A 14,597-nucleotide genomic window follows, 5' to 3' on the forward strand; every position below is an offset into this window, starting at 1 on the left:
ATCAAAGGATTGTTGTTATGAAACTCAAAAGAGTAAGTCAGCTTACATTGGGACTTTTTTTTGCCAGCCAATTGTTTTACACAGCGCAAGCAGCACCTCCAAAAAATCAACAATCACCTAACATCATGATTATTTTGGCCGATGATCTTGGATTCTCAGACATTAGCGCCTATGGCGGCGAAATTAAAACCCCTCATATTGATAGCCTGTTAAAGCAAGGAAAAATGCTTTTTAATTTTCATGCTTCATCAATGTGTTCACCTACTCGTGCACAGCTTATGACTGGTGCAGATAACCACTTGGTAGGTTTAGGTGCGATGTATGAAACATCAAAACGACAAGAAAAATTGGTTGGCGCCGATAGCCCGCGTGCACTCCTCAAAATTGATGGCTATTCAGGTCATTTAACGCAAAATGCTTACACACTCGCAGAAATTTTAAAGACTAAAGATTATTACACCTTCATGGTCGGTAAATGGCACTTAGGCTATGCTCCCAACCAAAACCCTAAATCCCGTGGCTTTGATCAATCTTTTGCTCTGCTCGATGGCTTCGATTTACACTTTAAAGACCAACCTAAAAACTATCCGCGCAACACCCAATACACTGAAAATGGTCAAAAGACCACTTTGCCTGACAACTACTATTCGACCGACTTTTTTACACAAAAAGCGTTTGAGTACTTAGACAAAAATAAAGCGCAAAAACCATTTTTTGCTTACTTAGCCTATACCGCTCCACATTGGCCGATACAGGCACCCGCTCATTACAGAGACTTATATAAAGGTAAATACGATCAAGGCTACGATGCAATTCGTAAGCAACGCTTTGAGAGACAAAAGCAACTAGGATTAATTCCTGCAAATGCAGAATACCCAGTCGAACGTGGCAATCAAGCTTTAGGCACCAAAAGCTGGAATGAACTTACACCACAAGAGCGCAAATACGAAGCGCGCAAAATGGAAGTTTATGCGGGCATGGTTACCCAGTTAGACGACCGCGTGGGTGATGTCATTCAATATCTTAAAAAGCATCATTTATATGACAATACTTTGATTGTGTTTATGTCAGATAACGGCGCTGAGGGTGGTGATCATAATTTCCCAATGGGTGATGCCGACAATCGCTATGAAAATATAGGTAACGCTAGCTCATATCTATACATGGGACCACGCTGGGCCGAAGTAAGCAGTACGCCATTTACGTACTGGAAATCAGCCGCTTCAGAAGGCGGAGTTCGAGTTCCATTTATTGTTAAATCACCAACTCAGGTTTCTAAACAACATGGAATCAACAATAACTTTGCGACAGTCAGAGATATATTCCCAACTGTGATGGAGCTAGCGGGGATTCAAAATAGTCAGGTTTATCCAACTTCAAGCACCAAAATTAAACCATCTGGTTTTAGTCTGATCCCTGCGTTTAAAGATAATACTGCCCGTATTCGTCCTGTTAATTATTATGACTTTAAAGAATTACATGGCAGCCGCTACGCTAAAACTGACCAATGGAAACTTGTTGAAAACTCACCTTCTAAATTTAAGAGCCATGGTTGGGAACTCTACAATTTAAAAACAGATTTTAATGAACAACATAATGTTTACGCAGAACATCCTGAAATAGTCAAAATCTTAAATGACAAATATTTAAGATATGCCGATGAAAACGGCGTTGTGGATTTTGAGCAATACAACAAAAAGTAGAGAAAACCAGATGAAACAAATCATAATGCTTTCATCTTTCCTCTTACTTTGTGCATGCCAAAAAACTGCACCTCGACTAGAACAAAATCCTTTGCCCGACCTAGGCACTAAAGCTAAATGTTCTTCCTATTCAGGCCTTCCTTCGGGATGGCCTAACAATAAAGAAGCAGGCATGGTTAAACTTCCGCAAGGAAAAATTGTTTTAGGCACCACACAAGGTTATGAAGATGAACGCCCATTAAACTTACAGGCAACCTCAGTTCCCGCTTTTTTAATTGATGCGACTGAAGTCACCAATGCTCAATTTCAAGAGTTTGTTAAACAAACGGGTCATGTCACCGACGCAGAGAAGCAAGGCGGTGCAGCCATGTTTGTACAGCCAGATCATCCAGTTGAAGAGCTACAATGGTGGAAATTTGAAAAAGGAGCCAATTGGAAACACCCATGGGGCTTAAACAACCCTAAACAACTTGCGCCTCACGAGCCTGTTCGCATGGTGACATGGAATGATGCCTACGCTTATGCGAACTGGCTAGGTCATGACTTACCGACTGAGCTTGAGTGGGAATATGCAGCCAAAGGTTTTCAACAAAATTCCGATATTGGCCCGACCCACGAAGGCCATATTGTAGCTAACTTCTGGCAAGGCGAATTTCCTTATAAAAACATTCAGGAAGATGGTTTTAAGGATGTTGCCCCTGTTGGTTGTTTTAGCGAAAACCCGTTTGGATTATACGACTTGATTGGCAATGTATGGGAATGGACACAAACACCCTACACAGGACCAAGAGATCATCATATGGGAGATCCATCGAAATATCGGCAAAGTCACGAACAGATTTTGCAATACACGATTAAAGGTGGATCTTATTTATGCGCAACCAACTATTGCGCGCGTTATCGTGCTGCCGCGAGGCATCCACAAGAACTCGACCTTGCCACAAGCCATGTCGGATTTAGAACAGTAAAACGCTTTTAAACGGATTTAAAAATGAAGCATATTTTTATTTATGGGATTTTATTCTCAGGGTCAACCCTTGCCTGCTGTTTAGCTCACAGTGAAGTAGATGTTAATTTTCAAAATATGCTGACACTAAAAACATTCAACTTCGACAGACAATATGAAAATGGTACTAGTCCCGATACTCACAGCTTGAGCCAAGGTCTGATTTATCGTGGCGACTGGTCAACCAAACTTAATGAGGTTCAACTACACCTCAATCCAAGCATCCAATATGCATATCGCCTAAGTGACGACCAACACACCAACGATATGGTCATACCCTTTGACCCTAACACTAAGAAACAAGCACAAGATCAAGTTAAATATGGCTTAGGTGCTGGAGTTGAATATCAAAACTTCCGCATGAATATAGGGGAAATTATTCCCGACTCACCCCTTACCCCACAAGTCGATACACATCAATTACGGGTGAACTATAAAGGCTTAGAATTAAAATATAAGACACCGCAACAAAATTTCGAGCTGGGTTTGATTAACCGTTATTCGCCAAAAAATGAGGAGGACTACCACAAACTCGCCATATCAAAACATGAATCTGATGGGCTTTACTTTTTCCAGTGGGATGGGAAAACGCCTCAATATCATTGGAAATTTTATAATGGTTACTTAACAGATCTCATCAATCAAAGTTACTTTGCTTTTGATTATCAATGGACAAAACAGCACACCACAAAATTACGTGTGTTTCGCCACGACGATATCGGTAAATCAAAGCTTGGTGAATATGACAATACATCTGTAGGGGCCATGCATTTCATTAAACATGGAAACTTTACAACTGGAATTGGCTATCAAGAAAACTTTGGCAAAGATGGTATTCCAAAACTCGACAATATGCCCATCCCCCATATGGTGAACTGGACCTTAGGCGCGTTTACCAAAGCAGATGAAAAATCGTATCATTTCGTTGCTTCGTATGACTTTAAAGACTATATCAAGGGTCTAAAAGTGACCTATAAATATATTTATGGCGATTCATTTCAAACCATGAATCAAAATGATTTTGAGCAAGAAAGTGATGTATTGATTCAGTACGACCTAAATGCTTGGATTAAAAATCTTAAGTTTCTTTTCTTAAATATTAACTACGACACCAAACATGGCAAAAGTCTGGATGAACAGCGCATGATGCTTCACTACACGGTTAATTTCTAAATCTCTACACTCCCATAATGGCTTAACCATAGCCATTATGGATCCAAATTAAGATGAATAAAAATTTATCCTCTAAAATTCAAAGTAAATACAACAGTCTTTAATAGCAATTAAAAATATACAAAACAACCAAATTAAAAAATCAATATTTTTAAAAAATATACTGCCTATCAATTGACCAATATTTTTATTTATTATAAATTGGATCCAATAAGTGATAAGGAGCCGTCACAATGTTTATTAAAAATGCTTGGTATGTTGCCTGCCGCCCAGAAGAAATCCAAGACAAACCATTAGGTCGCACTATTTGTGGTGAAAAAATTGTTTTTTATCGCGGTAAAGAAAACCAAGTTGCAGCCGTTGAAGATTTTTGTCCCCATCGCGGTGCCCCACTTTCACTTGGCTATGTCGAAGATGGCAACCTTGTATGTGGTTATCATGGACTAGTTATGGGTTGTGACGGAAAGACTGTTTCAATGCCAGCCCAACGTGTAACTGGCTTTCCTTGTAACAAAGCATATGCGGTTGTCGAAAAGTTCGGTTTTATTTGGATATGGCCGGGCGAGAAAGCTTTAGCAGATGAAGCAAAACTACCAACTTTAGAATGGGCAGATCATCCTGAATGGAGCTATGGCGGAGGCCTATTTCATATTCAGTGTGACTATCGTTTGATGGTCGATAACCTGATGGATTTAACCCACGAGACCTATGTTCACTCAAGCAGCATCGGACAAAAAGAAATTGATGAATCATTACCAGTCACTAAAGTTGATGGTGATCATGTGATTACCGAACGCTACATGGAAAATGTGATTGCACCTCCATTTTGGCAAATGGCCCTTCGCGGCAATCATTTGGCTGATGATGTACCTGTTGACCGTTGGCAACGTTGCCACTTCTTTGCGCCAAGTAATGTTCACATTGAAGTGGGTGTCGCACATGCTGGACATGGTGGTTATCACGCACCAAGTGACAAAAAAGTTTCCTCAATCGTGGTCGATTTTATTACGCCAGAAACCGAAACCTCACACTGGTATTTCTGGGGAATGGCACGCAACTTCCAGCCAGATAATGCAGAACTCACCGATCAAATTCGTGAAGGCCAAGGCAAAATCTTTACTGAAGATTTAGAAATGCTGGAGCAACAGCAGCAAAATATTTTAAACAATCCACATCGCAAGTTACTCATGCTCAACATCGACGCAGGCGGTGTACAGTCTCGTAAGGTGATTGAGCGACTGCTTGCCGAAGAAAATAAAACACCTCCTGAAACATCCACACAGAAGTTTCCAAACATTCGGATTATTTAAAGGAGTATGAACATGGACGTTATTATTCAAAAAATTCACCAACTTACCCCGACCATTCGTGCTTTTGAATTGGTTGCAGCAAATGGTACGGAGCTGCCGAATTTTGAGGCAGGTGCACATATTGATGTGCATCTAAAAAATGGTCTAATCCGTCAATATTCACTTTCAAACTGCTGCACTGAAAAACATCGCTATGTCATTGGTGTTTTACATGATGCTAATTCACGCGGTGGTTCACGTTGCATCCACACCGAATATCGTGAAGGCGACCATTTAAAGATTGGTGAACCACGCAATTTATTTGAGATTCATCCTCAAACAAAACAGGCAGTTTTATTTGCTGGTGGTATTGGTATTACCCCTATTTTGTCGATGGCGTATCGTCTTAAGTCGGCCAATATACCTTTCGAACTGCACTACTTTGTTCGTAGTCATGAAATGATTGCTTTCTATGGCAACTTAACCGAGCACTTTGGTGACCAAATCCATTTTCACATTCAAGACCAACCCGACACCGAATGTAATATGGCAGAGGTTTTGGGCCAAGCTTCACCAGATAGACACTTATATGTATGCGGTCCGACAGGATTTATGCAGTTTGTCATGAACTCAGCCGAACAAGCAGGTTGGCACAATGAACAGTTACATCAAGAGCATTTTGTCGCACAAAAAGTAGATACGTCTAATGATGAAGCTTTTACCATTGAAGTTAAAGGTACAGGTCGCCTAATTGAAGTATTACCAGAGGAGACTGCTACTGAGGCATTAATTGCAAATGGTTTTGATATTCCTGTTTCGTGTGAACAAGGCATTTGCGGGACCTGTATTACCCGCGTAGTACAAGGCACGCCTGATCATCGGGATCTATTTATGACTGATGAGGAACATGCTTTGAACGACCAATTTACGCCCTGCTGTTCTCGTGCAAAAACTAAAAATCTTGTGATTGAGCTTTAATTTTCAAGTTCCTTTATTCAAAAATAAAGGAACTTATTTCAGCTTAAACGCTGAGAACATTTCTTAGCGTTTCACCCAAAATCACTACACTACTGTGCTCACGCATTAAAGTTTCAGCACGCCCTGCCTGACGATGTACCAATGCATCGAAAATCGAACAATGCTGCAAATGTGCATAGTGCAAACGGCGATATTCTGACAAAGCTTGATTCTGGTCATAGGTAATAGCTTGAGCAGAAGCCATCGGTAATTGGTTGTTTTTTGCCAAGGCTTGTATGAGTGCGACGTTTTGCGCGCCCTCAATAATGGTGTCATGAAAAATGACGTTAAAATGGTGATAACGTTCTAGTTCAGCATCACCAAACTCGTCTTTATCATTAAATAGTTTTTCAGTCTCTTGAATGCAATGTTGCAGCGTCTTTTTCTGCTCTTCGCTTAAGCCTTGTTCTGCCAAAGTTTTCGCAGCTAATCCTTCCAGCACACCACGCACTTCAAGCGCATCATGAACAAGTTGTTCTGAAATTTCACGAACCGTGTAACCACGAGTTGGGTTTTTAATGAGGAGGCCTTCTTGCTCGAGCAACCGAAAGGCAATACGAACAGGCTGCCTTGAAACACCAAGTAACTCGGCAGTCGGAATTTCGGCAATTCTGGCACCGCCTTCAAGTTCCCCTGAAATAATCATTTTTCTTAGTTTAAGTAAAACTTGTTGTCCTGAAGACATTCGCTGCCACACATCACCAAAAACGTCACTTCGATGCTAGCAAGTTCATTTGTAAAATGAAATAAATTTTCTGTGTGAATCAGTGCTTAAGCATTTCTGTAGTTTTTAATAAATTAAATTGCAAACTATCTTTCATCAAAAATTTTTAAGATTATTGACCATAATATCGAGATTATTACGGATTAAATAAGCCAAGTTAATATCAATGCCTTCAAGCATTTTTTCTTCAACTTTTAAAACCACTTCATTACATTTATTTAGCTTTTCAATACCGCTTTCAGTCAGCGTAATTAAAATACGGCGGCCATGTGTTGGATCTGGTTTTTTCTCAATCCAGCCATTGACCAGTAAATCTTGCAAAATTTTGTTGGCCGATTGCGGCTTAATGAAAGACCGCTCAGCGAGCTTAGCATTGGATACATTACTTTTTGAAGCTAAAACAGAAAGCGCAGTAAATTGCGGCAAGGTAATCTCAAGCTCTTTTAAATGTTCTGTTAAATGTTTACTAATAATTCGGTCAACACGAGCAATCATGTAACTTAACTTAGGCTCATCTTCTACTTTTTTTTGAACTGAATTCGAACGTACCATAACCTTTCAATCATCATAAGAAAATCTGTAGTGAAAGTATGAGGCTCTAACCCCATACTTTCGTTAAAACTTAGCGAGCACCTGAGCTTTGTACTAAATGTACAGGCTGTTTAGGTTTTTTGACAAGAAGTAATGCAGAGATCGCTGCAATTAAAATCACTGGAATACTTGAACCAATCACGATGGTCGAGCTTTGTCCAAGCGAGAGTAAAAAACCAGCCATTAAAGGCCCTGCAAAAGAACCAATACGCCCGATCGCAACCGCTGAACCTACACCTGTTCCACGCATTTCGGTTGGATAATACATGGCAGCCAAACCGTACAACGCCGATTGTCCGCCCACAATGAATAAACCACAGCCCACTGCCGAAAGTGCAAGTAAAGCAACGGTTGGGGATATCGCTAAACAACAAAGCGAAAATAAAATGCCGAGATAAATCAGTTTAATCACAAAACTCATTCGTAACTTATCCAGCAATACACCCATGAGGATTGAACCTAAAATTCCACCAACGTTGTAGCCCATCTGTACATAGTTTGCCTGAAGTTTCGATAAGCCTTGCGCGCCCATCAGTAACGGCAACCAGTTCAATAAGAAATACAGTACAACTAGCGTACAGAAAAAACTGACCCAAAGCTGAATCGTTGACATACGACGTTCTTTCGCAAATAAAACTTCCAAGAATGGCGTCGTTTTTTGCGCTTGACCTTTACGTTGTAGATAATCATTTGACTCAGGTAAAAAGCGCATAATCAGCGGAATGAGTAAAATAGGCGCAATCCCACCAATATAGAAAATATGACGCCACTCTGCATCACCTGCCAACGACATAGCAACGACAGAAGTAAGTAATCCACCAAAAGGAATACCGCTATACATAATACTTACCGCGGTACCTTTATATTTATCAGGTACAGCTTCAGATGCCAGTGTAATCATCATTGGAAGTGCCCCACCCATTCCTAAACCAGTACAAAAACGAATGAGTAACAGCAAACTAAAGTTAGCAGCATATGCCGTTAGCAAAGACATAATTCCAAAAAGTAAAATACTAAAAATCAGAATTTTCTTACGCCCGACAATATCAGCAAATCTACCACCTAATATGGCACCTGGTAGTGTTCCTAAAATTGCAGCACTAAATGCCCACGCCATCTGGCCATTGTCCAACATGAACTCAGCCCGCATTCTTGGAGCGGCTACCCCCATTGACTGAAGATCAAAACCTTCAAAAATTGCTATTGCAAAGCATAATAGCAACGTGATTTTTGCCCTTGCAGACTGTCCTAATATCTTTTCCATTGTGTTATCCCTTATTGACTAGTCGTTCCATTTAGCCCTTTGTGTATTATTGTTTAAACACACCAAAAATATCAGTTAAACTTACTAAAAAATCAACATGTTTTTCTATTAAATAACCAATAAAATTAATTAATATTTAAAATACAATGAATTATAAAATATTTATGAAATTTTATAAAAAAGACTTGAATGTAAGTTTAACTGATATTAAATTAAATCCCAGAACAGCTAAAAATCATTCAAGGAGTATGAAGATGAGTTATGAAAACCGCTGGGAAACAGTAGATGTTAAAGTTGAAGATGGAATTGCATGGGTAACACTAAACCGCCCAGAAAAGAAAAATGCCATGAGCCCGACACTCAATCGTGAAATGATTGATGTGCTTGAAGCAATAGAACTTGATCAAAATGCACGTGTGCTTGTGTTGACGGGTGCAGGTGATTCTTGGACAGCAGGCATGGACTTGAAGGAATATTTCCGTGAAGTCGATACTCAACCAGAAATTTATCAAGAACGCATCCGCCGCGACTCATGCCGTTGGCAGTGGCAACTTCTTCGCATGTATTCAAAACCAACCATTGCTATGGTCAACGGCTGGTGCTTTGGAGGCGGTTTCTCACCTTTAGTGGCTTGTGACCTCGCAATTGCAGCAGATGAAGCAACTTTCGGTTTATCTGAAATTAACTGGGGTATCCCACCGGGTAACCTTGTAAGCAAAGCAATGGCAGACACTGTTGGTCACCGTGCCTCTTTGTACTACATCATGACGGGTAAAACCTTTAGTGGTAAAGAAGCCGAAACTATGGGCCTTGTGAATAAAAGCGTACCGCTTGAACAATTAAAAGCAGAAGTGACTGAGCTTGCAAACTGTCTACTTGAGAAAAACCCTGTGGTTCTTCGTACCGCTAAAAATGGATTTAAGCGTTGTCGTGAACTGACTTGGGATCAAAACGAAGACTATTTATATGCCAAACTTGATCAATGTATCCACCGCGATACAGAAAATGGTCGCCAAGAAGGTTTGAAACAATTTTTAGATGAAAAATCAATTAAACCGGGTTTACAGAGCTATAAACGTACTGGTTAACTTTTGATTCTCTAATGGCAATGTAAGGACACAACCCATGCAAAATGTACAGTTACTTATTCACGGTCAATCTGTTGATGCATCAAATCAGGCAACTTTTGAGCGTATTAGCCCTATTGATGGATCAGTGGCAACTAAAGCCGCTGCTGCAACATTGGAAGATGTTGATCGTGCAATAGACTCGGCACAACAAGCTTTCAAAGTATGGTCGAAACTCTCGCCTACCGAACGTCGCTTACGTTTGTTAAAAGCAGCTGATCTAATGGACCAAAAAACCGAGCAATTCATTGAAACTGGAATGCAAGAAACAGGTTCAACTGCAACATGGTATGGGTTTAACGTTCATCTTGCTGCCAACATGTTACGTGAGGCCGCAGCCATGACCACACAAATTGACGGAAGTCTGATTCCGTCAGATGTGCCGGGCAATCTTGCAATGGGTGTGCGGGTTCCTTGTGGTGTGATTGTAGGAATTGCACCTTGGAACGCCCCTGTCATTTTGGCAACACGTGCGCTTGCTATGCCTTTGGCTTGTGGCAACACCGTTGTATTAAAAGCATCGGAAGCCTGCCCAGCAACACATCGTTTAATTGGTGAAGTGTTACATGAAGCGGGGCTTGGCGAAGGTGTGGTGAATGTAATTACGCATGCCGCTGAAGATGCACCACAAATCGTGGAGCGTTTAGTCTCTCATCCAGCCGTGAAGCGTATTAATTTTACGGGTTCAACCAAAGTCGGAAAAATTATTGCCGAGACTGCTGCCAAATATTTAAAACCTGTTTTACTTGAATTAGGTGGTAAGGCGCCTGTCGTGGTTTTAAATGAAGCTGATATTAATGAAGCCGTAAATGCAGTCGCTTTTGGAGCATTCTTTAATCAGGGGCAAATTTGTATGTCGACCGAACGTGTTTTGGTTCAAGACAAAATTGCCGACCAATTTATTGAAAAACTGATTGAAAAAACTCGCTCTATTCGAGCAGGTAATCCAACCTCAAAAGACAATGTACTCGGTGTTTTAGAAAGTCGCCGCGCTGCAAACCGTATTCAGCATTTGTTGGAAGATGCTCAAAACAAAGGTGCTGACTTACCTTTAGGTATTCATATTGAAGACACCACCATGCAACCGACGCTGGTGCTCAATATTAAACCTGACATGCTGCTTTACCGCGAAGAATCATTTGGGCCTGTATGCACAGTTCAACGTTTTTCAAGCATTGAAGAAGGCATAGCACTGGCAAATGACAGCGAGTTCGGTCTTTCTTCAGCAGTGTTTAGCCAAAATATTTCACAGGCATTAGAAGTCGCTCAACAGATTGACTCGGGTATTTGTCACATTAACGGCGCAACCGTACATGACGAAGCTCAAATGCCATTTGGCGGAACCAAATCGAGTGGTTACGGACGTTTTGGTAGTAAAGTCTCTGTTGCCGAATTTACCGACTTACGCTGGATTACCATTCAAACCCAATCACGTCATTACCCGATTTAGTCAGGGTAATGCAGACAACAACATATTAAATAAAAATTGCATGATGCAAAAAAATAAAGCGCAGTGATGCGCTTTCCATGGAGTGAAAGAAATGCAAATGAATGCCACTCAATCACAAGACCGCGAACGGTTCGTAAAATTAGGGCAACATGATATTCATTATCACCATAAAGATGACATGCTCTATATCAGCCCAAAAGAGCAATTAAAACCGTATCCACAAAAACTTACAGATCGGTTAATTCATTTTGCACAAACCAAACCAGACCATATTTTTGCAGCAAAACGCAATGCTCAAGGTGAATGGGTCAAACTGAGTTATGCAGAAGTTTTACAACGTGCATGGCACATTGCTCAGGCATTACATGAACGTAAGTTAAACCAAGAAAGACCTCTGGTTATTTTAAGTGGTAATGATCTCGAACATTTAACACTCTCTATGGGTGCCATGCTGGCAGGTGTGCCTTTTTCAGCAATTTCACCAGCCTACTCTCTGATTTCTCAAGACTTTGGCAAACTTAAACATGTGTTTGAAGTGCTTACACCTGGTATGGTTTATGCCAGCGATGGACAAGCTTTTGCCAAAGCGATTCAGGCATGTATTACACCTGACATTGAAGTGGTGACCAATAAAGGGATTGTGGGCGATCAGATCTGCACATCTTTTCAATCGCTTTTAGATACGCCTGTTTCAAATGTTCAAGAGTTTTACCAAACCCTTGATGAAAACCAAATTGCCAAATTCCTATTTACGTCAGGTTCAACCAAATTACCTAAAGCTGTACCGACCACGCATTTAATGCTGTGTGTTAATCAGCAAATGTTGTTGCAGACTTTCCCTGAGTTTGAAGAAACGCCGCCTGTCCTACTCGACTGGCTGTCTTGGCACCACACCTTTGGCGGCAGTCACAATGTCGGCATTGCACTCTATAACGGCGGTACCATTTACATTGATGACGGCAAACCCGTTGCAGGAAAATTTGATGAAACCATTCGTAATCTCAAAGAAATTTCTCCAACAGTTTATTTAAATGTGCCAAAAGGCTGGGAAGAACTCACCGAAGCGTTAGAAAAAGATGAAGAATTAAGAGACCGCTTTTTTGCCAAAGTTAAAATTCTATTCTTTGCAGGTGCAGCGCTTTCAGAAGCGGGCTGGAACAGGCTCGACAAAATTGCTCAGCAGCATTGCGGAGAGAAAATTCGTATTATGAGCGGATTGGGCATGACCGAAACTGCTCCCTCTTGTGCTTTTACCACTGGTCCACGGGTGATGGCTGGCTTTATTGGTTACCCTGCTCCGGGGTGTGAAATTAAGCTGGTTCCATGTGGTGACAAACTTGAGTTTTGTGTTCGTGGCAAACATGTCATGAAAGGCTATTGGCGCTTAAAAGCGGACCAGCAAAGTACTATTTTTGATGATGAAGGCTTTTTCCACACTGGCGATGCTGTTCGTTTGGTCGATGTGAATGATCCAACTAAAGGCCTGATGTACGACGGACGAATTGCTGAAGACTTTAAACTCAATACAGGCACTTTTGTGAATGTGGGCACACTACGCAACAAAGTACTCATTCAAGGTAATTTACTGGTTCAAGATGTTTGTATTACAGGTTCAAACCTGAATGCGGTTGGCTTTTTGATTTTTCCAAAACTAGATGCTTGTGCTCAACAAGCTGGCCTTAAGCTGGGCGAACATTCTCCAGCAGAGATACTACAGCATCCTAAAGTCCAGCAATGGTTCCGCCAATTTTTAACCACTTTTAATAAAGATGCGACTGGTAGCTCAAATACAGTCTCAATGCTTTATTTAATGACCGAGCCACCTCAACTCGATGCAGGCGAAGTCACCGATAAAGGCAACCTCAATCAAAGCAATATTACCAAGCGTCGTGCAGCTTTAATTGATGAGCTTTATCAAAAGCAGAATGATAACCCGCTGATTATTCGGGTGCCTACCTTAAAGCAATAAGCAATTGAAATAGAAAAGGAAGCTCAAACTTCGGTTTGGGCTATAGCCTCACTTTTGCCTAAAAAAAGGTTCAACATGCCACACGATACAGAATTTGAACTATTTCGGGACAGCTATCGCAGATTCTTAAAAGAACAGGTTGCTCCGTATTACGAACAGTGGGAACACGATGGTCTTATCCCACGTGATCTATGGCTTCGTCTTGGGGAAAATGGCTTTTTGTGCGTCGATGTACCCGAGGAATATGGCGGTTACGGCGCTCCTGTGCACTACTCACTGATGCTGGTTCAAGAAACGGCTCAAGCTGGCTTTGCGTCTTTGGCGGTTGCCATTGGCGGGCAAAATGAGTTGGTCTCTCCTTATCTGCAAAATATTGGAACTGAAGAGCAAAAACGTTATTGGCTACCGAAAATGGTGACAGGCGAAGTCGTCACTGCAATTGCCATGACCGAAGCGAATGCAGGTTCAGACTTACAGGCTATACGCACTCAAGCCATTTTAGAAAATGACCACTACCGTGTGAATGGTTCAAAAACGTTTATTTCAAATGGTTTGCATGCCAACCTGATTGTTCTGGTGGCGAAAACCGATCCGCAAGCCAAAGCAAAAGGCATTTCCATTTTATTAGTCGATGCTGCTTTAGATGGCGTTAAAAAAGGCCGTTCATTACAAAAAATCGGACTCCATGCCCAAGATACAGCTGAACTGTTTTTTGATGATGTTTGTGTACCTGTCACACAACGTTTGGGTGAAGAAGGACAAGGTTTTGCGTATTTAATGCAAGAGTTACCTCGCGAACGTTTGAGCATTTCTATGATGGCTTTGGGGTCAATTTTAGGCGCCATTGAAATTACCAAAGACTATGTACTAGAGCGTAAAGCTTTCGGACAACCATTAAGTCAAATGCAAAACACACGCTTTGTGCTCGCGAATGCAAAAATCAAAGCGAAAGCCGCCCAAGCTTTTGTAGACCAATGTGCAGCGCTGTATCAACAACACCAGTTAAGCGTCACTCAAGTTGCCGCACTGAAATGCTTTATCACCGATGTTCAATGTGAAGTGATTGATCAGTTACTTCAACTTTTTGGCGGCTACGGTTACATGCAGGAATACCCGATTTCACGCTTTTTTGTGGATGCACGGGTACAAAAAATTTATGGGGGAACCAATGAAATTATGAAAGAAATCGTAGCCCGAGAACTGCTCGGAAAATAATTCGATTTAAAACCAGACAAGGCAGACACAACAACTATGCCTTGTTTAAAACAAAAAAATGTTATTTCA

At 41.1% G+C, this 14,597-nt stretch carries 12 protein-coding genes; 9 read left to right on the forward strand and 3 right to left on the reverse strand.

Features of this window, described 5'->3' with window-relative positions:
* Window positions 1-17 precede the first annotated feature (17 nt).
* The 5 genes from I7H67_RS00270 to I7H67_RS00290 all read left to right on the forward strand — a co-directional run bounded on the left by I7H67_RS00270 (window position 18) and on the right by I7H67_RS00290 (window position 6,149).
* Complete coding sequence (locus I7H67_RS00270; RefSeq protein ID WP_198306770.1) at window positions 18-1,703, forward strand: arylsulfatase; 1,686 nt, start codon at window positions 18-20, stop codon at window positions 1,701-1,703.
* Between the two features lie 25 nt (window positions 1,704-1,728).
* Window positions 1,729-2,682, forward strand: coding sequence for a formylglycine-generating enzyme family protein (locus I7H67_RS00275; RefSeq protein ID WP_198306896.1), 954 nt, complete (start codon window positions 1,729-1,731; stop codon window positions 2,680-2,682).
* Window positions 2,683-2,694: 12 nt separating this feature from the next.
* A complete protein-coding gene (locus I7H67_RS00280) occupies window positions 2,695-3,882 on the forward strand; it encodes an OprD family outer membrane porin (protein ID WP_198306771.1) in 1,188 nt (395 codons plus the stop codon).
* A 233-nt stretch (window positions 3,883-4,115) separates the two neighbouring features.
* Entirely contained in the window at window positions 4,116-5,192 is a 1,077-nt protein-coding gene (locus tag I7H67_RS00285; RefSeq protein WP_198306772.1) for an aromatic ring-hydroxylating oxygenase subunit alpha, read from the forward strand.
* 12 nt (window positions 5,193-5,204) lie between these two features.
* Complete coding sequence (locus I7H67_RS00290; protein WP_198306773.1) at window positions 5,205-6,149, forward strand: PDR/VanB family oxidoreductase; 945 nt, start codon at window positions 5,205-5,207, stop codon at window positions 6,147-6,149.
* Between the two features lie 43 nt (window positions 6,150-6,192).
* Here the strand turns inward: I7H67_RS00290 and I7H67_RS00295 are convergent, their stop codons facing one another.
* From I7H67_RS00295 to mhpT, 3 genes are all read right to left on the reverse strand, one after another.
* Entirely contained in the window at window positions 6,193-6,885 is a 693-nt protein-coding gene (locus I7H67_RS00295) for a GntR family transcriptional regulator (protein WP_198306774.1), read from the reverse strand.
* A gap of 123 nt (window positions 6,886-7,008) precedes the next feature.
* Entirely contained in the window at window positions 7,009-7,464 is a 456-nt protein-coding gene (locus I7H67_RS00300) for a MarR family winged helix-turn-helix transcriptional regulator (RefSeq protein ID WP_151799043.1), read from the reverse strand.
* A gap of 70 nt (window positions 7,465-7,534) precedes the next feature.
* Entirely contained in the window at window positions 7,535-8,767 is a 1,233-nt protein-coding gene (gene mhpT, locus I7H67_RS00305; RefSeq protein ID WP_013198528.1) for a 3-(3-hydroxy-phenyl)propionate transporter MhpT, read from the reverse strand.
* Between the two features lie 248 nt (window positions 8,768-9,015).
* Between mhpT and I7H67_RS00310 the strand changes: the two genes are divergently transcribed.
* The 4 genes from I7H67_RS00310 to I7H67_RS00325 all read left to right on the forward strand — a co-directional run bounded on the left by I7H67_RS00310 (window position 9,016) and on the right by I7H67_RS00325 (window position 14,528).
* Window positions 9,016-9,855: a p-hydroxycinnamoyl CoA hydratase/lyase gene (locus I7H67_RS00310; protein ID WP_171056853.1), complete on the forward strand. Its 840-nt coding sequence runs from the start codon at window positions 9,016-9,018 to the stop codon at window positions 9,853-9,855.
* A gap of 37 nt (window positions 9,856-9,892) precedes the next feature.
* Window positions 9,893-11,344 carry an aldehyde dehydrogenase gene (locus I7H67_RS00315; protein ID WP_198306775.1) on the forward strand — a complete coding sequence of 484 codons (1,452 nt, stop codon included), beginning with the start codon at window positions 9,893-9,895 and terminating at the stop codon, window positions 11,342-11,344.
* 82 nt (window positions 11,345-11,426) lie between these two features.
* Complete coding sequence (locus tag I7H67_RS00320; protein WP_198306776.1) at window positions 11,427-13,313, forward strand: feruloyl-CoA synthase; 1,887 nt, start codon at window positions 11,427-11,429, stop codon at window positions 13,311-13,313.
* A 75-nt stretch (window positions 13,314-13,388) separates the two neighbouring features.
* On the forward strand, window positions 13,389-14,528 hold the full coding sequence (locus I7H67_RS00325; protein ID WP_198306777.1) for an acyl-CoA dehydrogenase family protein: 1,140 nt from the start codon (window positions 13,389-13,391) through the stop codon (window positions 14,526-14,528).
* Window positions 14,529-14,597 lie beyond the last annotated feature (69 nt).

The sequence above is a fragment of the Acinetobacter sp. ACIN00229 genome, assembly GCF_016106645.1.
Taxonomy (GTDB): Bacteria; Pseudomonadota; Gammaproteobacteria; order Pseudomonadales; family Moraxellaceae; genus Acinetobacter; species Acinetobacter oleivorans.

Excerpts from the sequence above, each read along its gene's own strand:
- I7H67_RS00270 (WP_198306770.1), top strand. The coding sequence starts at position 18 with ATGAAACTCAAAAGAGTAAGTCAGCTTACATTGGGACTTTTTTTTGCC.
- I7H67_RS00275 (WP_198306896.1), top strand. The coding sequence starts at position 1,729 with ATGCTTTCATCTTTCCTCTTACTTTGTGCATGCCAAAAAACTGCACCT.
- I7H67_RS00280 (WP_198306771.1), top strand. The coding sequence starts at position 2,695 with ATGAAGCATATTTTTATTTATGGGATTTTATTCTCAGGGTCAACCCTT.
- I7H67_RS00285 (WP_198306772.1), top strand. The coding sequence starts at position 4,116 with ATGTTTATTAAAAATGCTTGGTATGTTGCCTGCCGCCCAGAAGAAATC.
- I7H67_RS00290 (WP_198306773.1), top strand. The coding sequence starts at position 5,205 with ATGGACGTTATTATTCAAAAAATTCACCAACTTACCCCGACCATTCGT.
- I7H67_RS00300 (WP_151799043.1), bottom strand. The coding sequence starts at position 7,464 with ATGGTACGTTCGAATTCAGTTCAAAAAAAAGTAGAAGATGAGCCTAAG.
- mhpT (WP_013198528.1), bottom strand. The coding sequence starts at position 8,767 with ATGGAAAAGATATTAGGACAGTCTGCAAGGGCAAAAATCACGTTGCTA.
- I7H67_RS00310 (WP_171056853.1), top strand. The coding sequence starts at position 9,016 with ATGAAGATGAGTTATGAAAACCGCTGGGAAACAGTAGATGTTAAAGTT.
- I7H67_RS00315 (WP_198306775.1), top strand. The coding sequence starts at position 9,893 with ATGCAAAATGTACAGTTACTTATTCACGGTCAATCTGTTGATGCATCA.
- I7H67_RS00325 (WP_198306777.1), top strand. The coding sequence starts at position 13,389 with ATGCCACACGATACAGAATTTGAACTATTTCGGGACAGCTATCGCAGA.